17 protein-coding genes are annotated in these 19,181 nt (G+C 67.6%); 11 read left to right on the top strand and 6 right to left on the bottom strand.

What is annotated here, in order from left to right; translation table 11 throughout:
- The first annotated feature begins 24 nt into the window (after positions 1-24).
- A complete protein-coding gene (locus tag AB7P10_RS04880; RefSeq protein ID WP_428292714.1) occupies positions 25-1,053 on the top strand; it encodes a M12 family metallopeptidase in 1,029 nt (342 codons plus the stop codon).
- 6 nt (positions 1,054-1,059) lie between these two features.
- Here AB7P10_RS04880 and ahpF read toward each other — a convergent pair whose 3' ends face one another.
- Both ahpF and ahpC read right to left on the bottom strand, forming a co-directional pair.
- Positions 1,060-2,646, bottom strand: coding sequence for an alkyl hydroperoxide reductase subunit F (gene ahpF, locus AB7P10_RS04875; protein ID WP_428292713.1), 1,587 nt, complete (start codon positions 2,644-2,646; stop codon positions 1,060-1,062).
- Between the two features lie 151 nt (positions 2,647-2,797).
- The gene (ahpC, locus tag AB7P10_RS04870) at positions 2,798-3,361 is read right to left on the bottom strand and encodes an alkyl hydroperoxide reductase subunit C (protein WP_428292712.1); all 564 of its coding nucleotides are present in this window, start codon (positions 3,359-3,361) and stop codon (positions 2,798-2,800) included.
- A gap of 293 nt (positions 3,362-3,654) precedes the next feature.
- On the opposite strand from ahpC, the gene AB7P10_RS04865 reads away from it, so the two are divergent.
- From AB7P10_RS04865 to AB7P10_RS04855, 3 genes are all read left to right on the top strand, one after another.
- Positions 3,655-5,961: a TonB-dependent receptor gene (locus tag AB7P10_RS04865; RefSeq protein WP_428292711.1), complete on the top strand. Its 2,307-nt coding sequence runs from the start codon at positions 3,655-3,657 to the stop codon at positions 5,959-5,961.
- 87 nt (positions 5,962-6,048) lie between these two features.
- Positions 6,049-6,729 (top strand): Fe2+-dependent dioxygenase, encoded by a 681-nt coding sequence (locus AB7P10_RS04860; RefSeq protein ID WP_428292710.1) that lies wholly within the window; start codon positions 6,049-6,051, stop codon positions 6,727-6,729.
- On the top strand, positions 6,726-7,856 hold the full coding sequence (locus AB7P10_RS04855) for an alpha-hydroxy acid oxidase (protein ID WP_428292709.1): 1,131 nt from the start codon (positions 6,726-6,728) through the stop codon (positions 7,854-7,856). Before AB7P10_RS04860 ends, AB7P10_RS04855 begins: the two co-directional genes overlap by 4 nt.
- Before the next feature lie 33 nt (positions 7,857-7,889).
- On the opposite strand, the gene AB7P10_RS04850 is transcribed toward AB7P10_RS04855, so the two are convergent.
- The 3 genes from AB7P10_RS04850 to AB7P10_RS04840 are packed head-to-tail and all read right to left on the bottom strand — an operon-like array spanning position 7,890 to position 12,864.
- Positions 7,890-9,302 carry an efflux transporter outer membrane subunit gene (locus AB7P10_RS04850; RefSeq protein WP_428292708.1) on the bottom strand — a complete coding sequence of 471 codons (1,413 nt, stop codon included), beginning with the start codon at positions 9,300-9,302 and terminating at the stop codon, positions 7,890-7,892.
- A gap of 5 nt (positions 9,303-9,307) precedes the next feature.
- A complete protein-coding gene (locus tag AB7P10_RS04845) occupies positions 9,308-11,317 on the bottom strand; it encodes a MacB family efflux pump subunit (RefSeq protein ID WP_428292707.1) in 2,010 nt (669 codons plus the stop codon).
- On the bottom strand, positions 11,314-12,864 hold the full coding sequence (locus AB7P10_RS04840; RefSeq protein WP_428292706.1) for an efflux RND transporter periplasmic adaptor subunit: 1,551 nt from the start codon (positions 12,862-12,864) through the stop codon (positions 11,314-11,316). The genes AB7P10_RS04845 and AB7P10_RS04840 overlap by 4 nt, the downstream gene beginning before the upstream one ends.
- A 109-nt stretch (positions 12,865-12,973) precedes the next feature.
- Between AB7P10_RS04840 and AB7P10_RS04835 the strand changes: the two genes are divergently transcribed.
- The 6 genes from AB7P10_RS04835 (at position 12,974) to hemP (ending at position 17,597) form a co-directional block, all read left to right on the top strand.
- A complete protein-coding gene (locus tag AB7P10_RS04835) occupies positions 12,974-14,488 on the top strand; it encodes an ATP-binding protein (RefSeq protein WP_428292705.1) in 1,515 nt (504 codons plus the stop codon).
- Positions 14,481-15,176, top strand: coding sequence for a response regulator (locus AB7P10_RS04830; protein WP_428292704.1), 696 nt, complete (start codon positions 14,481-14,483; stop codon positions 15,174-15,176). The genes AB7P10_RS04835 and AB7P10_RS04830 overlap by 8 nt, the downstream gene beginning before the upstream one ends.
- Before the next feature lie 322 nt (positions 15,177-15,498).
- Complete coding sequence (locus tag AB7P10_RS04825) at positions 15,499-16,194, top strand: energy transducer TonB (RefSeq protein ID WP_428292827.1); 696 nt, start codon at positions 15,499-15,501, stop codon at positions 16,192-16,194.
- A gap of 25 nt (positions 16,195-16,219) precedes the next feature.
- A complete protein-coding gene (locus AB7P10_RS04820; protein WP_428292703.1) occupies positions 16,220-16,975 on the top strand; it encodes a MotA/TolQ/ExbB proton channel family protein in 756 nt (251 codons plus the stop codon).
- An 11-nt stretch (positions 16,976-16,986) separates the two neighbouring features.
- Positions 16,987-17,397: an ExbD/TolR family protein gene (locus AB7P10_RS04815; protein WP_428292702.1), complete on the top strand. Its 411-nt coding sequence runs from the start codon at positions 16,987-16,989 to the stop codon at positions 17,395-17,397.
- Positions 17,394-17,597: a hemin uptake protein HemP gene (hemP, locus tag AB7P10_RS04810; RefSeq protein ID WP_428292701.1), complete on the top strand. Its 204-nt coding sequence runs from the start codon at positions 17,394-17,396 to the stop codon at positions 17,595-17,597. Before AB7P10_RS04815 ends, hemP begins: the two co-directional genes overlap by 4 nt.
- A gap of 127 nt (positions 17,598-17,724) precedes the next feature.
- Here the strand turns inward: hemP and AB7P10_RS04805 are convergent, their stop codons facing one another.
- A complete protein-coding gene (locus tag AB7P10_RS04805; protein ID WP_428292700.1) occupies positions 17,725-18,132 on the bottom strand; it encodes a GlcG/HbpS family heme-binding protein in 408 nt (135 codons plus the stop codon).
- A 242-nt stretch (positions 18,133-18,374) separates the two neighbouring features.
- On the opposite strand from AB7P10_RS04805, the gene AB7P10_RS04800 reads away from it, so the two are divergent.
- On the top strand, positions 18,375-19,070 hold the full coding sequence (locus tag AB7P10_RS04800) for a Bax inhibitor-1 family protein (protein ID WP_428292699.1): 696 nt from the start codon (positions 18,375-18,377) through the stop codon (positions 19,068-19,070).
- The last annotated feature ends 111 nt before the right edge of the window (positions 19,071-19,181 follow it).

Here is a 19,181-nt window from a genome sequence, read left to right as displayed (position 1 = left end):
GCAGGGACAGCCAAGGAGAACCCCATGAACCAACCCGTCCACGTCTGCACGCAGCGCGTGCTGCCCGCCGAACTCATGCGCTTTCAGCCTGTCGCGCGCAGCGGCGGGCGCACCCGCGCGATAGCCCTGCTCGGCAAGCTGTGGATGAACGGCAGCACGCTGCGCGTGCGCTTCATGGGTGGCACACCCGAGCAGCACGCCAAGGTGCGCGAACAGGCCGCCTGGTGGACGGCGCACGCCAACCTGGTGTTCGACTTCAACAACGCGGCGGACGCGGAAATCCGCATCGCCTTCGACCCTGGCAAGGGCGCGTGGTCCTACGTGGGCACCGATTGCCGTGGCATCCCGCTGGACCAGCCCACGATGAACCTGGGCTTCATGGACGGCGGCACAGTGGCGCATGAGTTCGGCCACGCCATTGGCCTGATGCACGAACACCAGAACCCGGCCGGCGGCATCGAATGGAACGAAGCGGCGGTGATCCGCGACCTGTCGGGGCCGCCAAACCACTGGAGCGAAGCCACCATCCGCCACAACGTGCTCAACAAGTACCGTGCCGACCAGATCAACGGGACGGCCTTCGACCCCGACTCCGTGATGCTCTACTTCTTCCCCGACAGCTGGGTAAAGAGCGGCGTGGGCACGCGCGCCAACCCCACGCTTTCAGCCGGCGACAAGACCTTCATCGGCAGCGCGCGCGCCTACCCGAAACCCGCGCCGACGGTGGTGAACGCGAAGGAGATCAAGGTGGGCGCGACGCGGCGCACCTCTGCCGCGATCGGCCAGTTCGGTGAAGAGGACCTGTTCCAGTTCGTGCTGACCGAAGGCGGCCCGCACATCATCGACACGCGCGGCTCCACCGATGTGGTGATGAAGCTGTTCGGCCCCGACAGCCCCACCGCCTTGATCGCCGAAGACGACGACAGCGGCGTGGACACCAATGCGCTGATCCGGGCCAACCTGATTCCCGGGCGCTACTACGCGCAGGTGCGGCACTACAACCGCACCGGTGGCGTCGGCAAGTACACCATCAAGGTGCGCCGGGCGGCGTGACCGGCCTCAGGCCGCGACGGCTTCGGCCTCCACCACCGGCTGGCGGATCAGGTAATCGAAGGCGCTGAGCGCGGCGGTGGAGCCGGCGCCCGCGGCGATCACGATCTGTTTGTACGGCACCGTGGTGCAGTCCCCGGCGGCGAACACGCCGTCCACGCTGGTATGGCCTTTGGCATCGATCTCGATCTCGCCAAAGCGGCTCAGCGCCACCGTGCCTTTGAGGAACTCGGTGTTGGGCACCAGGCCGATCTGCACGAACACGCCTTCGAGCTCGATGTGCTTCGCGTCGCCGCTCACACGGTCCTTGTAGCCCAGGCCGTTGACCTTGCCGTTGGCGCCGGTGATCTCGGTGGTCTGCGCGTTCACATGCACCGTCACATTGGGCAGGCTCCTGAGCTTGCTCACCAGCACGGCGTCCGCCTTGAGGGCGTCGGCGAATTCGATCAGCGTCACCTGCTGCACGATACCGGCCAGGTCGATCGCGGCCTCCACGCCCGAGTTGCCGCCGCCGATGACCGCCACGCGCTTGCCCTTGAACAGCGGGCCGTCGCAGTGCGGGCAGTAGGCCACGCCCTTGTTGCGGTACTCGGCCTCACCGGGCACGTTCACATTGCGCCAGCGCGCGCCGGTCGAAAGGACCACGCTGCGCGCGCTCAACGTGGCGCCGTTGGCCAGCTGCACCTGCACGAGGCCGCCCGGTTCACTGGCGGGAATGAGCTTCTCCGCGCGCTGCAGGTTCATGATGTCCACGTCGTAGTGGCGCACCTGTGCTTCCAGCGCCGCGGCGAACTTCGGGCCATCGGTCTCCAGCACGCTGATGTAATTCTCGATCGCCATGGTGTCATTGACCTGGCCACCGAAGCGTTCGGCTGCCACGCCCACGCGAATGCCCTTGCGCGCCGCATACACCGCCGCGGCCGCGCCGGCGGGGCCACCCCCGACGATGAGCACGTCGAACGGATCCTTCGCATCGAGCTTCGCGGCTTCGCGTGCGTCGGCGTTCACGTCAAGCCTGGCCACGATCTCCTCGGCCGTCATGCGGCCCGAGCCGAACACCTCGCCATTGAGGAAGACGATGGGCACGGCCATGATTTCGCGCGCGTTCACCTCGTCCTGGAAGGCGCCGCCTTCGATGACCGTGGTCTTGATCTTCGGGTTCAGGATGGCCATCAGGCTCAGGGCCTGCACCACGTCCGGGCAGTTGTGGCAGGTCAGGGACATGAAGACTTCAAAGTTGAAGTCACCATCCAGCGTGCGGATCTGCTCGATCAGGTCCTGCTCGACCTTGGGCGGGTGACCGCCGGTCCACAGCAGCGCCAGCACCAGGGACGTGAATTCGTGGCCCAGCGGCAGGCCGGCAAAGCGCAGCGATGTGCCGCTGCCGGCGCGCTGAAGGGTGAACGAGGGCCGGCGTGCGTCCTGTCCATCGGTCCTGAGGGTGATCTTGTCGCTGCGCAGGCCCTGGATGGTCTGCAGCAGTTCCAGCATTTCGCGGGAGTTCTCAGAGTCGCTCAGCGAGGCGACGAGCTCGAAGGGTTGCGTCACGCGCTCGAGATACGCGCCGAGTTGTGCCTTGAGGGTGTCGTCCAACATGAGTGTTTCCTTTTCAAGCGACTTTGAGAACCGGCCTCCTCATATTTCCAGAGGCGGCCAGGGGCAAGCCCGGCAGGCCTTGTGGGCCTGCGGGTTCTTCGGGGGCAAACCGGTGAGGGCAGGCCTCATCACGGTTTCACTGCCTGGTGGATCAGATCTTGCCGACCAGGTCCAGCGATGGAGCGATGGTCTTGGCGCCTTCGTTCCACTTGGCCGGGCAGACCTGGCCAGGATTCTTGGCCACGTACTGGGCGGCCTTGAGCTTGCGCAGGGTTTCCTTGACGTCGCGAGCGATCGCGTTGTCGTGGATCTCGGCGGTCTTGATCACGCCATCGGGGTTGACGATGAAGGTGCCGCGCAGCGCCAGCCCTTCTTCCTCGATGTGCACGTCGAAAGCGCGGGTCAGCTGGTGCGTGGGGTCGCCGACCAGCGGGAACTTGGCCTTGCCCACGGCGGGCGAGGTCTCGTGCCACACCTTGTGCGAGAAGTGGGTGTCGGTCGTGACGATGTAGACCTCGGCGCCGGCCTTCTGGAACTCGGCGTAGTTGTCGGCCGCGTCTTCCACTTCGGTCGGGCAGTTGAAGGTGAAGGCCGCGGGCATGAAGATCAGCACCGACCACTCACCACGCAGGCTGGCGTCGGACACGGGCACGAACTTGCCGTTGTGGAAGGCCGTGGCGGAGAAGGGTTTGACGGTGGTGTTGATCAGGGACATGGTTTTTCCTTGGTGGAGTTGAGAAAAAGGGACGCTTGCGGAACAAGCAATGGGCCAACTATAGACACAATCTATCGATGTGTCGAATTGATAGTGCCAATCCGCATCATAGCTTTTGTTGCTGTGCAGCATGGACGAGTCGCCACGACATGTCCATGAAAACGCTTCTGTTTGCTATGAATTTTTACAATTTAATGCGAATCGTTCTTGTTTGATTTATGATCGCGGGCTCCAGCCAGCCAGAACGCCCGTGCGTTGCAGCCAGCCGACAACCTCCTCTGCTCGTTGCCACCATGTCCCACCGGAAAAACCGCCAGCGTCCTGCACGCCGCCTGCCCAGCCCCCAGACCCCGACCAGCGCCCCCGCCCTCCTGCCCTTGGGCGCCATGCTGCTGGCCGGCTCCATGAACGCCATGGCTCAGACCGCGCCAGCCACTCCGTCCAACACCCTGGCCACCGTCGAGGTGCGTGAACAGGCGGAAGCGCCCGAGGGCAAAGACTCGGTTCGAGCGGTCGAAACCGGCATCGGCAAAGGCCGGCAGCAGCTGCGCGATATCCCGCAGTCGGTGACCGTGGTCACGGAAAAGCTCATTGACGATCGCAACCTGGACACACTCAAGGAAGCGCTGAAGAACACTGCGGGCATCACCTTCCTGGCGGCGGAAGGCGGCGAGGAAGACATCCGCCTGCGCGGCTTCGCTCTGCAGTCCACCGGAGATTTGTTCATCGACGGTATGCGCGATCCGGCCTTCTACGATCGCGACACCTTCAACCTGGACCGCATGGAAGTGCTGCGCGGTTCGGCCTCCATGTTGTTCGGGCGGGGATCCACCGGCGGCGCGGTCAATCAGGTCAGCAAGGTGCCGCGCCTGATCGACGAACACCAGGTGGACTTCACCCTGGGCAGTCACGCCTACCGCCGCGTCCAGGGTGACTTCAACCTCAAGACCGGCGAAAGCGCGGCGCTGCGCATCAACGCCATGATCACCAAGGCCGACAACAACGGCGCGGGCTCCAGCATCGACAAGAATGGCGTGGCGCTGGCCTACCGCTGGGGTATTGGTGAGCGCGACGAATTCCAGGCCAGCCTCTACAACCTGGACAACAACAACGGCATCAACTACGGCATTCCGTACATTGCGCCGTACGCGGGCGCACCCAACACCGAACGCGTGCTGCTGCCGCTGGACCCCAAGAACTACTACGGCCTGGCCAGCGACTACAGCGACGGCAGCGCCACCTTCGGCACCTTCAGTCACATCCACCGATTCGACCGCGAAAGCGAGCTCAAGTCCCAGGTCCGCGTGGGCACGTTCAAGCGCGACCAGCGCTCGGGCGCGATCCGCTTCGGCAACGCTGGCCTGCAGCCTGGCGGAGTGGCCGCCGACCTGACCAACTTCGGGCCCAATACCGTGCTCACCCGCGGCACGCACCTGAAGATCCAGGACATGGACAACATTCATGTGCAGAGCGACTACAACGGCAAGTTCGAGGCCCTGGGCTACAAGCACGAGTTGCTGGCGGGTGTGGACGCCTCGCGCGAGAAGAAGACCGTCTACGCCGCGCGCAACGCGGCGCAAGGTGGCGTGGTACCCACCAAACCGACCACCACCATCGGCACGCCCAATGACGGCGCCTGGGTCGACGAGTCCTCGCGTGTGCTGCGCGTGAGCAACCAGTACGTGGCCACCGGATGGGGCGCCTACGTGCAGGACGTGATGCAACTCACCCCGGCCTGGAAGCTCGTCGGCGGTCTGCGCTACGACAACCTGACGGGCGACTACGACGCGTTCTCCATCCCCAACGGTGCGCCTGGACCTGTCACCGCCACCAGCTACCGCATGAAGGTCTCGGAGGTCTCGCAGCGCGTGGGCGCTCTCTTCCAGCCGAACGCGCTGCACTCCTATCACTTCTCAGCGGGCACCTCATTCAACACGTCGGGTGACGCGTATTCGCTGGGCGCCTCGAACGTGGACACGCCGCCCGAAAAGAGCATCAACCTCGAACTGGGTGCAAAGCTCGACTCGGCCGACAAGCGTTTCACCACCCGCCTGGCCCTGTTCCGTTCCACCAAGCTCAACGAGCGCAACACCGACCCCGATCTGCCTGTGGTCACCCTCTCGGGCAGGCGCCACGTCGCCGGCTTCGAGGCCGACCTGGCAGGACGCATCACGCCGAAGTGGGAAATCTTCGCCTCCTACATGTGGATGCCGGTCGCCAAGGTGGACGAAGCCGCCCCCTGCCCGGCCGTGGGTTCGTGTTCGCAGAACACCCCCGGCGAGCGCGTGGGCGATCGCCCGGCGCTCACACCCGAGCACAGCGGTACGGTGTGGAGCACGTGGCAACTCACCCCGAAGTGGCGCGTGGGCGCCGGCCTGAACTTCCGCGGCAAGCAGAAGCCCACGCGCTCTGAATTCCATGTGCCGAGCTATGTCACGGCCGACCTGATGGCCGAATACAAGTTCGACTTCGACCGGGTTGTCCTCAAGGCCAACCTGACCAACATCGAAAACAAGCTGTACGCCGACCAGCTCTATCCGGGACACTACATTCCCGGCGCCGGTCGCACCTTGCAGGTGACCGCCAGCGTCAAGTTCTGAACGCGTCATACTCCAGGGAACTTGCCGCCCCGCTTTGCGAGGGCGGCTTTTTCGTCTTGTCGACCTCGACCCTTCGCCACCTGCCCGATGCTGCTGACCCTGCCCGACATCCTTGACGCCGACGCACTGCGCCAGAGCCGCCTTCTGCTCGATGGCGCACCCTGGGGTGATGGGCGCGAGAGTGCCGGCAGCCAGGCCGTAGAGGTCAAGAACAACCAGCAGTTGCCGCACGATTGCGAAGCCGCTCGCGGCATTCGCGAACTCGTCCTGCGCGGACTGGACCGCAGCCCGCGCTTCTTTTCGGCCGCGCTGCCACTGAAGGTGTTTACACCGCGCGTCAACCGCTATGGCGGAGACACCAACGCCTATGGCGACCACATCGACAACGCGGTGCGTGCGCTGCCCGACGGCCGGCGCGTGCGCACCGACATCTCGTGCACCGTCTTCCTCAACGAACCGTACGAATACGACGGTGGTGAACTGGTGGTGGCCGACACCTACGGTCAACACAGCGTGAAGCTGCCTGCCGGTCATGCGGTGCTCTACCCCGGCACCAGCCTGCACCAGGTGCGACCCGTCACGCGCGGCGCGCGCATCGCCTGCTTCTTCTGGGTCGAGAGCATGGTGCGCAGCGACGAACAACGCCGCCTGCTGTTCGACCTCGACATGAATCTGCTCGCACTGCGTCAGCGCCATGGCGAGAGCGCCGAGACCACCGCGCTGACGGGCACGTATCACAACCTGCTGCGGCTGTGGGCGAACACATGACGCGCACTGACGGGCGCGCCGCACCGACCACCTTGCCCGAAGGCGTGGTGAGCTTGGCCGACCACGAGCGCCACAGCGCGAAGTGGCTCGACGCGGCGGTGCAGGCCTACTTCAATGGCGGTGCGGCCGACGAGATCACGCTGCGCGCCAACATCGCGGCATGGCAGCGCATCGAATTGCTGCCGCGCGTGATGCGCCGGCTGGAAGGGGGACACACCCGGGTCGAATTGCTGGGTCGCACCCTGGTGCACCCGATGCTGGTTGCACCCATGGCCTACCAGCAACTGGCGCACCCGCAGGGCGAACAGGCCACCGCGCTCGCGGCGGCGACCCTGGGCGCAGGCCTGGTGCTGAGCACGCAGGCCACCACCTTGCTCGAGGACGTGGCGCGCCTGGTTCTGCCCGAGCCCCTGCGCGGACCGCTGTGGTTTCAGCTCTACCTGCTGCCGGACCGGGACTTCATGCGCGAACTGATCCACCGGGTCGAAGCGGCCGGGTTTGAAGCCCTCGTGCTCACGGTGGATGCGCCGGTGCAGGGCGCGCGCGACCGTGAGCGCCGCGCGGGCTTCCGTCGCGCCGGCGAGTTCAGCGCCGTCAACCTCGCGGGGCGCCGCGCCCCGAAGCCGCTGCCCCTGCAACCCGGCCAGAGCGCGCTCTTCGACGACCTGCTCACCCATGCACCCACCTGGGACGACCTGGGCTGGCTGCGCTCCATCACGCACCTGCCCATCCTGCTCAAGGGCGTGGTCCATCCGGACGATGGGCGCGAGGCCGTGGCCCATGGCGCGGCCGGGCTGATCGTCTCCAACCACGGCGGCCGCACACTCGACACCATGCCCGCCACCGCCGCGCTGCTGCCTCCCATGGTGCAGGCGGTGCAAGGCGCCGTGCCGGTGCTGGTGGATGGGGGCATTCGCCGGGGCACCGACGTGCTCAAGGCGGTCGCGCTGGGGGCCTCGGCGGTGCTGGTGGGCCGACCGGTGCTGCATGGCCTGGCCAACGCAGGCGCCGTGGGCGTGGCGCATGTGCTGCGCCTGCTGCGCGACGAGCTCGAGATCGCCATGGCCCTGAGCGGCTGCCGCACGCTTGCCGATGCGCCGGGTGCGCTCGCGCCCGACGGACGCTGAACCGCCACGCCCCGGGGGCGAGCGCCGATCGATTCAGGACAGCGGTGGCGGCTCGACCCAGTCGCCGCCCAGGGCCTTGTACAGATCCAGGGCCGCGGTCAGCCGCGAGAGGCTCTGCGTCGACAGCGCGTCGAGCGCGGCGAACAGCGTGCGCTGCGCGTCCAGCACCGACAGCAGGTCGCCGCTGCCCTCGCGGTAGCGCAGCTCGGCGAGCTGCAGCGACCGCCGCGCCTGCGCCACCACCTCGCGCTGCAGGGCTTCCTGCCGCTGGCTGCGCTCGACGCTGCCCAGGCCATCATCGACTTCCTTGAGCGCGGTGCGGATGGCCTTGCCGTAGTTCTCGATCAGCACCACACGCTGCGACTCGGTGCCACGCACCTGCAGGCGCTGGCGCCCGCCGTCGAAGATGGCCTGCGCCAGCGACAGGCCCAGCGAGACGCTGCGCGTGGGATCGGCCAGACTCAGCAGCGCCGAGCTGCCCAGGCTGCCCGAGGCAGACAGCGACAGGCTGGGCAGCAGCGCGGCGCGCGCGGCCTCCACGTTGGCGTCTGCGGCGGCCAGTTGCGCCTCGGCCGAGGCCAGGTCGGGCCGGCGCGTGAGCAGCGACGACGGCAGGCCCGCCGCGAGCTCGGGCACGCGCAGCTGGCCGAAGTCGCCCGCCTCGGGCGCATAGCCCTGCGGCACGCGGCCCAGCAAAAGGGCCAGCGCGGTGGCGGTCTGGCGCTGCTGCAGTTCCAGCGGAATCAGCGCGGTGCGCTGCGACAGCACGGTGGTGCGCTGCTGCGAGACCTCCAGCGCGGTCGCCACGCCGTTCCGCTGGCGCGCCTCGACAATACGCAGCACGCGCTCGGCGATGGCCAGGTTCTCGCGCGCGATGCGCAGGCGCTCGGCCGTGTTGAGCCAGAGGAAGTAATTGTTTGCCACGCTCGTGAGCAGGGTCAGGCGCGCGGCCTGCCAGTCGTGCTGGCTGGCCTGGAACGAGGCCTCGCCCGCGCGCACGCCTGCGGCGATGCGGCCCCAGAGGTCGACCTCGTAGCTCACGGACAGCCCGGCGCTGCTCGATTCGCGCGAGCTCGCTGGCGTGCCCGGGGCGTCGGAGCGGCTGGCACTGGTGCCCAGGCTGCCGTTGACCGATGGCAGGCGCGAGATACCAGCCTGCTGCAGGGCGACGTCGGCCTGGCGCATGCGCTCCACGGCGATGCGCAGGTCGGCGCTGCCGGCCTGTGCTTCATCGATCAGCCGCTCCAGCGGCGCCGAGCCGAACGATTGCCACCAGGCGGTCGAGAGCGGCAACGCCTCACTGGCCGGCGTGTCGGGCAACCAGGCCGGGGGCATGTCGACCACCGGCGCGCGCGCCGGTTCGCGGGTGACGGCGCAGCCCTGCAGCACCAGCGCGCACGCCAGCGCCACCAGTTTCAGGTTCGCAGAAGCAGCTTGCTTTTTCATCGGATTCATTCGGAAGACAGGGCCACCACCGGGTCCAGCCGCGCGGCCTTGCGCGCCGGCAGGTAGCCGAAGATCAGGCCGGTGGCGAAGGCACAGCCAAAGGCCAGCACCACCGGCAGGAGGGAGAACTGCACCGGCGTGCCGGTGGCGCCGATCACGCCGGCCACGCCCAGGCCGATCGCCACCCCGATGACGCCACCCAGCGCGGAAACCACCAGCGCCTCGATCAGGAACTGCTGCAGGATGTTGCGCGTGCGCGCGCCGGTGGCCATGCGGATGCCGATCTCCCGGGTGCGCTCGGTCACGCTCACCAGCATGATGTTCATGACACCAATGCCGCCCACCAGCAGAGAGATCGCGGCAATCGACCCGAGCAGGATGGTCAGGGTGTCCTGGGTCTCGGTGACCGAGTCGATGATGGACGCCATGTTGCGGATCTGGAAATCGATCACCCCATGGCGCTCGGCCAGCAGCGACTCCACCGCCGACTGCGTCTCGTCGATGCGGCTCACGTCGTCCACCGCCACGGTCACGTTGCGCAGGTAGCGCTGGCCCGAGAGGCGCAGCTGGCTCGTCGCGTACGGCACCATCACCACGTCGTCCTGGTCGTCCCCGTTGGGCGAGGCACCGCGCGTGCCCATCACGCCGATCACCTGGAAGATCAGGTTGTTGACCAGGATGTACTTGCCCAGCGGTTCCTGCCCGTCAGGAAACAGCGCGCGGGCCACGGTCTGGCCGAGCACGGCCACGGTGGCGTATTCCGCCTCGTCCTCCTCGCTGAAGAAGGTACCGCGCGCCACCGGCCACTGGCGCGCGATCGGGAACTTGGACGAGGTGCCGCGCACGCTGGTGGAATAGTCGGATTCGCCAAAGCGCAGCGTGGCGTTGCTGCTTTGCTCGGGCACGGCCGCGAGCACGTTGGGCACTTCCTTGTCGATCGCCTGCACGTCGGCCAGCACCAGCGTGGCGATGTTCTGGAAGCCGCGCTGGTTGGGCGCGCCCGGTCGCACCAGCAGCAGGTTGGATCCCATGGCGCTGATGCGGTCGATCACCACCTGCTTGGCGCCGTCGCCGATGGCCAGCATGGCGATCACCGAGGCCACGCCGATCACGATGCCCAGCAGCGTGAGGATGGCGCGGAAGACGTTGGCGCGCAGCGCGCGCACAGCGGTTCGTGCGGCCTCCACCACATCGCCCAGGTGCGAGATGCGCCCGGCGCGCGGCGTCCAGTTCTGCGCGGCCTGCGCCGCCGCGCCCTCGGGTGGGCGCGGCCCCGGATCGGACACGATCTCGCCGTCCTTGATCTCGATCACGCGGTGCGCGTGCGCGGCCACCTCGGCGGCGTGGGTGATCAGGATCACCGTGTGGCCCTGTTCGGCCAGCTGCTTGAGCAGCACCATCACGTCGGCACCGCTCTTGCTGTCGAGCGCGCCGGTGGGCTCGTCGGCCAGGATGACGCGGCCGCCGTTCATGAGCGCGCGCGCGATCGACACGCGCTGCTGCTGCCCGCCCGAGAGCTGGTTGGGCCGGTGGTGCATGCGCTCGTCCAGGCCCAGCGAGGCCAGCAGTTCCGAAGCGCGCTGGTGGCGCTCGGCCGGCGGGATGCCGGCATACACCGCGGGCACCTCGACGTTCTCGGCCGCTGTGCCGGTGGCGATCAGGTTGTAGCTCTGGAACACGAAACCGAAGGCGTCGCGGCGCAGCTCGGCCAGCTCGTCGCGCTCCAGCTCGGACACATCGCGCCCCATGAAGCGGTAGCTGCCGGTGGTGGGCTTGTCCAGGCAGCCCAGGATGTTCATGAGCGTGGACTTGCCCGAGCCCGAGGCACCCATGATGGCCACCAGTTCGCCGGGGTAAATCTGCAGGTCGATGCCGTGCAGCACCTCGACCGCCAGGTCGCCGTTGCGGTAGGTCTTGGTGATGCCGGCGAGCTCGATCAGCGGTACGCCTGCCCCCGGGCCATGCGGCGCGGCCTGCAGCGCTGCAATCTCGGGCGAGCGCGGCAGCTGGCTCATCGACGCACCCCGGCGGCCATGCCGGCGGGCAGTGGCCGCGGGCCTCCCCCCTGCGAGGCGGTGCCGCTGCGCTGCGCCGTCTCGGCCTCGCGCGTGCCGGCGATCACGCGCTCACCCTCCTTCAGGCCCGAGAGCACCTCGGCGTGCACGCGGTTGCTGATGCCGATGGTGACGTCGCGCTCCTCAATGCTGCCGTTCTCCAGCATGACTTTCACCCTGGCCTGGCGCGGCCCGCGTGGCACGCGGCCTGGCCCGGACGCCATGCCGCTGCTGACCGTGGCCGATGCCCCCCCGGCCGGCGCCTGCGCCTGCTCGCGTTGCTTGCGGCGCTGCTCGCGCAGGCGTTGGCGCTCTTCCTCGCTCAGGTTCTGGAACGCTTCGCGGCTCATGCGCGGGCGCTCGCCGCTGGCCGAAGGCGCTGCGTCGGTCACCGGTCTGAGCGCCGCCGGTGACGCGGCGTCCGGGGGCTGCGCTGTCGACGGGGTCGCATCAGGCCCCCGCCCCCCCGCACCACCCGGCGTGCCCTGCGCGCCACGCTGGATCGTCAGCGCCGACATCGGCACCACCAGCACGTCCCGGGCCTCGGCCACCACGAAGAACACCTGGGCCGTCATCTGCGTCATCAGGTTGCGGTGGGTGTTGGGCACCTCGAACAGCGCGTTGTACAGAACCACGTTGTTGGTTACCGTGGGGGTGGGTTCGATCTTCTTGAGCTCGCCATACCAGCGCCGGCCCTGCCCGCCCAGCGTGGTGAAGTACACCGGCATGCCACCGCGCAGCTTGCTCACATCGGCTTCCGACACCTGGGTCTGCACCGTCATCACCGACAGGTCGGCAATGCGCATGAGCGTGGGCGCGGACTGGTTGGTGTTGAGCGTCTGGCCCTGGCGCGCGGTGATGCTCACCACGGTCCCCGACATGGGCGCGTAGATCCGGGTGAACTTGAGGTTGGCCTCTTCCACCCGCATGCTGGCCCGCAACTGCTCCATCGACGCCTTGAGCGACTGGATCTGCGCGCGCGCGGTCTTCACCGCCGTCTCGGCGTTCTGCAGGGTCTCGGCGGTGGTGGCTTCCTCGGCCATCAGGTTCTTCTGCCGCTGCAGGTCGCGTTCGGCCTTGGCCAGCGTGAGTTCGCGCTCGGCCATCTGGGCCTGCTGCGAGCGCAATTGGGCGCGGCTGGCGTCCACACGCGCCATCGAGGTCTCGGCATCGATCTCGGCGAGCAGGTCGCCCGCCTTCACCTCGCTGCCCACTTCCACAAGAATCTTGCGCAGTTGGCCCGACACCTGGGCGCCCACGTCCACGTAGTCGCGCGGCTGCAGCGAGCCTGTGGCGCTGACCTGGTCTTCGATGTCGCCGCGCTGCACGGTGGCGGTGATGTAGGCGCTCTCGGTCCTGGCGCCCGGACCCCAGCGGTACCACGCGTACCCGCTGCCGCCCAGCACCGCCAGCCCCACCAGCGCGAGCAGAGCCAGCCGCCAGAGGCTGCGGCGAGGGACAACGGGGACTTTGACTGGGTTCATGGCGCTGGTCTTCGTGATGGGCATGGGCCCTGGATGAGGCTGGATACTGCCCGAGAAATATGGAAGGAATGCGCAAGTGCGAGGCCGGCGCTTGCACAAAGTTTGAAAGATTTGGGTTTAGTCTTGGCCCACCATGCCCCACGACCGCCCTGCTTCGCCGTCCACCGCCCGCACCTGGCTCTCGCGCTTCGACACCCTGCGCGTCAAGCTGTTCCTGGCCATTGCGGGTGCCAACGTTGTGCTGGTCATGGCCGCCTACCTGATCCACGGCTGGAGTTTCGACAAGGGGCTGGTCGAGTACCTGAACCAGGCCGACGAGGCCCGCTTGCAGCCCCTGATCGTGCGGCTGGCCGAAGGCCACCGCCAGAACGGCAATTGGGACTGGATCGCACAGGACCACCAGCGCTGGCAGGACCTCTCGCGCGAGGTGCTGGGCACCGGCCGTATCCCCCGCCGCGCGGCCGAGCCGTCGGCGGCAGCGGGCGACATGCCGGCCGCCCCACCCGAGCCACCCCCGCCAGTCGGCCCGGAAGCGCCGCGCGTGCCACCCGCCCTCACCATCGACCCGCGGCTGCTGCTGCTCGACCCCGCTCAGCAGGTACTCATAGGCCCCGCTCACCGGGTCGAGCAGGCCGTGCTCAAGCCCATTCGGGTGGACAACGCCCTGGTCGGCTACCTGGGCTACGTGCCGCGCCTGCAGATGGTGACCTCGCTGGAGCGGGTGTTCCTCGCGCAGCAGACCCGCACCTTCGCCGCCATCGCGCTGGGCATGCTGGCGGCGGTGCTGCTCAACGCGGCGCTGATCGCGCGCTGGCTCTCGCGGCGGCTGCGCGTGCTGGGCGAAGGCACGGCCGCCATTGCCCAGGGCGACTACGGCGTGCGCCTGCCCGCGCGGGGGCACGATGAACTCGCCCAGCTTGCCCTGGCCTTCAACCACATGGCCACCTCGCTGCAGGCGGCGCAGCAGGCGCGCCAGCAGTGGATCGCCGACATCGCGCACGAACTGCGCACGCCACTGGCCACGCTGCGCGCCGAGATCGAGGCCCTGCAGGACGGCGTGCGCCGACCCGACAGCGCCAACCTGGATTCGCTCGCACAGGAGGTGCACCGCCTCACGCGGCTGGTGGACGACCTCAGGCTGCTCTCACTCTCCGACCTGGGCGCGCTCGACTACCGACTGGCGCCGGTCGACCTGGGCCGCTTCGTGAGACACCACCTGGGCGACACCGCTGCCCTGCCAGGCCGCGCGCTGCAAGTGCGCAGCGAGCTGGACGAAGGCGTGGAAGTGCGCGCCGACGGCGATCGCCTGGACCAGGTGCTGTCCAACCTGCTGCAGAACACGCAGCGCTACAGCAGCACACCGGCCACCTTGCACGTGCAGGTGCGCCGCGAAGGCGCCGAGGCCCGGCTCACCTGGGAAGACACGGGGCCGGGCGTGCCCCCCGAGGCACTGCCTCGCCTGACCGAGCGCCTGTACCGGGTGGACGAGTCTCGCGCCAGCGCCAGCGGCGGCTCGGGCCTGGGCCTGGCGATTGCGCGCGCCATCGTCGAAGGCCACGGCGGGCGCATGCGGGCTTCGGCCAGCGCGCTCGGCGGGCTGCGCTGGGACATCTGGCTGCCCCTGGCCCCGGAGGCGACCCATGGCTGAGCGCATCCTGATCGTCGAGGACGAGAACAAGATCGCCGGCGTGCTGCTGGACTACCTGGCGCAGTCGGGCTTTCGCACGCACCACCTCACGCGCGGCGACGAGGTGGAAGCCTGGCTGGCGCACAACCCGGTCGATCTCGTGCTGCTGGACCTGATGCTGCCCGGCAAGAGCGGCCTGGACATCTGCAAGGACCTGCGCGCCGGCGCGCCTGGCCGGCCGGCACCGGCCATCATCATGGTGACCGCGCGGGTGGAAGAAATCGACCGGCTGCTCGGCCTGGAGCTCGGCGCCGACGACTACATCTGCAAGCCCTTCAGCCCGCGCGAGGTGGTCGCCCGCGTGAAGGCGGTGCTGCGCCGCGGCACGCATGCCGTTGCGCCCGCCGACGAAAACCCCGGGGGACTGAAACTGGATGACGCGGCCTGGCGCGCCACGCTGGCAGGGCACGATCTGGGCCTGACCGCCGTGGAATACCAGTTGCTCAAGGTGCTCGCCGCGCGGCCCGGGCGCATCTTCTCGCGCGAACAGCTCATGGACGCGATGTACCAGGACGAGCGCATCGTCTCGGACCGCACGGTGGACAGCCACATCAAGAAGCTGCGCCGCAAGATCCAGGAACACCTGCCTGAACAGGAGCTGATCCACTCCGTCTACGGCCTCGGCTACCGGTACGACCTCCCGGAGTAGCACGACCCTCAGCGGTGCATCCGCCGAGGCAACCCATATGGGGCCATTTTTTTGGTGACGTCATGAGAATGCGAAAGATTCTCGTTTAGAATGGCTGCTCGTTCCTGTCACACGCTGCATCCGCCGCTCAAGCGAAAGGAGTCTCATGATCACCGGTCTCGCCTTCCTTGGCGCCAGCCTCATGTTCATGCTGATCGCCGCGTGGTGGATTTTTCGACTCAGGTAGTTCATAACAAGGCCTCAACCCAGGCCCGGGCCCCCGTTGCGCAGCGTTTACCCTCCACCGATCATGCCTTCCGCCAGCGCCAGTCTCGCGTCCCCCATGTCCTCGCCATCCAGCCCGCAACCGCGTCGCCTCAACCGCCGCATTCTGGTGGTGGGCGCCGTGGTGGGTTTTCATGTGCTGGCCGTGTGGGCGCTGCAGACCGGTTTGCTGCGCCGTGCCGTGGAAATGGTGATTCCGGTCCAGGTGCTGGCCGAAATGATCGAACCCGCGCAACCCTTGGTGACCCCCGAGCCGCCTCCGCCGGCGCCGGTCGTGCAACCGCCCAAACCCAGGCCGAAGCCCCGACCTGTCGCGCGGCCCGAGCCGGTGCCCCAGCCCGTGCTGCAACCCGAACCCTCCCCGGTGGCCCCGGTCGTCGCACCCCCTGAGCCCGCGCCACCCGTGGTCGTGAGCGCGCCCACGCCAGCGCCTGCGCCGCCCGCTCCACCAGCGCCACCAGCGCCCCCTCGAATCGAACTGCCTTCCAGCAGCGCCGACTACCTCAACAACCCGCGCCCGCCCTACCCGCCCCTGTCGAAACGCATGGGTGAGCAGGGCAAGGTCGTGGTGCGCGTGTTCATCGAAACCGATGGCACGGCCAGCAAGGCCGAGATCCGCACGTCCAGTGGCTACGACCGACTGGACCAGACCGCCCTGCAAACCGTGCTGCGCTGGCGCTATGTGCCCGGCAAGCGCGCCGGGGTCGCTGAAGCCATGTGGTTCAACATCCCCATCAATTTCGTTCTGGAATAAACCTTTCCCCTGGAGTCACAGAATCATGGATCCGCAAATCGCATCAACAGGCCTCGCCCACGTCTGGTCGCAAGGCGACTGGGTCACCCGCTCGGTGGCCATCGTGCTGCTGGTGATGTCGCTCGCCACCTGGATCATCATCCTGTGGAAGGCGCTCGACCAGCGTGCCCAGCGCGCCCAGGCCAAGGCCGTGGAGGGCTTCTGGCACAGCGTCGATTTCGCCGAAGGGCTGGACAAGCTGGGCTCCTCCACCGAGGGCAACCCGTTTCGCGCCGCGGCCCTGGAAGGTCGCGAAGCCACGCGCCACATCCTGCACAAGGATGGCCACAACGGCAGCCCGCCCCAGCGCCAGCTGCACGACAGCCTGGACGTGAGCGACTGGGTCGAACGCTCGCTGCGCAAGAGCGTGGACGACTTCACCGCCCGCTCGCAGAGCGGCCTCTCGGTGCTGGCGTCGGTGGCGTCCACCGCGCCATTCGTGGGCCTGTTCGGCACCGTCTGGGGGATTTACCACGCCCTGCTGGGCATCGGTGCGGCCGGCCAGGTCAGCATCGATCGTGTGGCCGGCCCGATCGGAGAGGCACTGATCATGACCGCGCTGGGCCTGCTGGTCGCGATCCCCGCCGTGCTGGGCTACAACGCCCTGGTGCGCGGCAACAAGGGCATCAGCCACCAGCTCAACCGCTTCGCGCACGACCTGCACGCCTACTTCGTGACCGGCGCCCGTGTGAGCACCAGCACCCCCGACGGCAAGGTTCTGCCGATGAAGAAAGCCTCCTGAGGAGTCACGCCATGGCCATCGGAACCCAACAGGACGGCGACGAAGTGATGAGCGAGATCAACATGATCCCGTTCATCGACGTGATGCTGGTGCTGCTGATCATCTTCATCATCACGGTGCCGGTGATCAAGCACGCGGTCAACATCGAACTGCCGCAGGCCAGCATGGAGAAGGTGCTGGACAAGCCGGACAACATCCGCCTGTCGGTGGATGCAGAGGGCACCTATTTCTGGAACGACCAGCGCGTGGACGATGCCGACTTCGCTGCCCGGTTGCAGGCGGCCGCGGCGCAGGAGCCCCAGCCCGAGTTGCACATCCGGGGGGACAAGGCGGTGCGCTACGAACGCGTGGCACAGGCCATGGCCACGGCACAACGCAGCGGCGTGCGCAAGATCGGCTTCATCACCGAGCCCGCGCCATGAACGCCACGCCCACCCCTCGCCAGGAACCTGCGGCAAGCGACGCGCCCGCGACCGACACCCCCGGGGTCGTTGCGCCGGTCGTCCCGGTGCTGCCCAGCGCCGAATTGCTGCGCGGCCAGAAGGCGGTGGCCATCGACCACAACGGATCGCTCTACCGGCTGCAAACCACGCGCCAGGGCAAGCTGATCCTCACCAAGTAGACGGGGCATACCGCCACCAACCGGTTCTTCATCGTGGGGCGACCCGGGGATCACACCTCCCCGTGCGTCGTTTTTGGCCAGCCAGGGGGCATCTTGCCCCGGTAGCCAGGCATTTTTTCCCCGCGAATCAGAGGCCGATGGCCGCGATGCCGGCCCGCGCGATCTGGGCGTCCTCGGTCGACTTCACGCCGCTCACACCCACCGCGCCGATGCACTGGCCGTCCTTCATGATCGGCACACCACCCTCCAGCATGCCGGCCAGCAGGGGCGCGCTCAGGAATGAGGTGCGGCCCTGGTTGATCACGTCCTCGTAGACCTTGCTCTCGCGCCGGCCCATGGCGGCGGTGTGGGCCTTGGCGGGCGCGATGTGCGACGAAATGGCGGCTGCGCCGTCCAGGCGCTGCAGCCACAGCAAGTGCCCGCCATCGTCGACGATGGCGATCGTGACCGCCCAGTGGTTCTTCAGCGCCTCGGCTTCGGCCGCTGCGGCAATGAGTTTGACGTCGGCGATTTCCAGAACTGCCTTGTTTTTCATGAACTTGGTCCTAAATGGTGAATCAGAGTGGCATTGCAGGCCGGAGCTTGAACGCGCCGGCGCGATGCGGGAACGATAACGCGTGCATTGGCAACCTGCCAGTCACAAGTGCCCTGACCAGAAAGGCCTGTTCCGCAAACGCCCGTCGATTCTGCCCCCTACAATGCAAGCTCGCCGGTTGCGCGTCATTCCGACGCGCAGCGACCGGCTCAAGGCGTCAGATGATGAAGGAGATCACCACCATGACCGACCACGTACAGACCAGCGGCCGCTTCGGCACCGCCGTCTCTTCCGATGCACTGCGCAACAAAGTCATGCGCAACACCTACTGGCTGCTGGCCCTGTCCATGCTGCCGACCGTGCTGGGCGCCTGGATCGGCGTGCAGACCGGCATCACCGCCGGGTTGACGGGTGGCATGGGCCTGATCGTCTTCCTGGGTGGCGCCTTTGGCTTCATGTTCGCGATCGAGAAGACCAAGAACTCGGCCGCCGGCGTGCCGGTGCTGCTGGCGTTCACCTTCTTCATGGGCCTGATGCTCTCGCGCCTGCTGGCCATGGTGCTGGGCTTCTCCAACGGCTCGAGCCTGATCATGACCGCCTTCGGTGGCACGGCCGGCGTGTTCTTCATCATGGCCAACCTCTCGACCGTGATCAAGCGCGACCTCTCCGGCATGGGCAAATGGCTCTTCGTCGGTGCCCTGGCCATCATGGTGGGCGCGATCATCAACGTGTTCGTGGGCAGCCCGGCGGGCATGGCCGTGATCGCCACCCTGGCCATCATGGTGTTCAGCCTCTATCTGCTGTACGACCTCAAGCGCATCGTCGACGGCGGCGAAACCAACTACATCACCGCCACCCTGGGCCTGTACCTGAGCCTGTTCAACATTTTCCAGAGCCTGCTGATGCTGCTGGGCCTGTTCGGCGGCGACCGCGAGTAAGCGGGCCTGTTCCGCTCCAGAGACGAAAAAGGACCTCCGGGTCCTTTTTCTTTGCCTGTTGCCAGTGCCATGATTTTTTATGGCGCAAGGCGTCAAGTTCGGCCGCGAACC

The sequence above is a fragment of the Hydrogenophaga sp. genome (genome assembly GCF_050182545.1).
GTDB lineage: Bacteria > Pseudomonadota > Gammaproteobacteria > Burkholderiales > Burkholderiaceae_C > Hydrogenophaga.
This window is presented reverse-complemented; position numbering and strand designations above follow the sequence as displayed.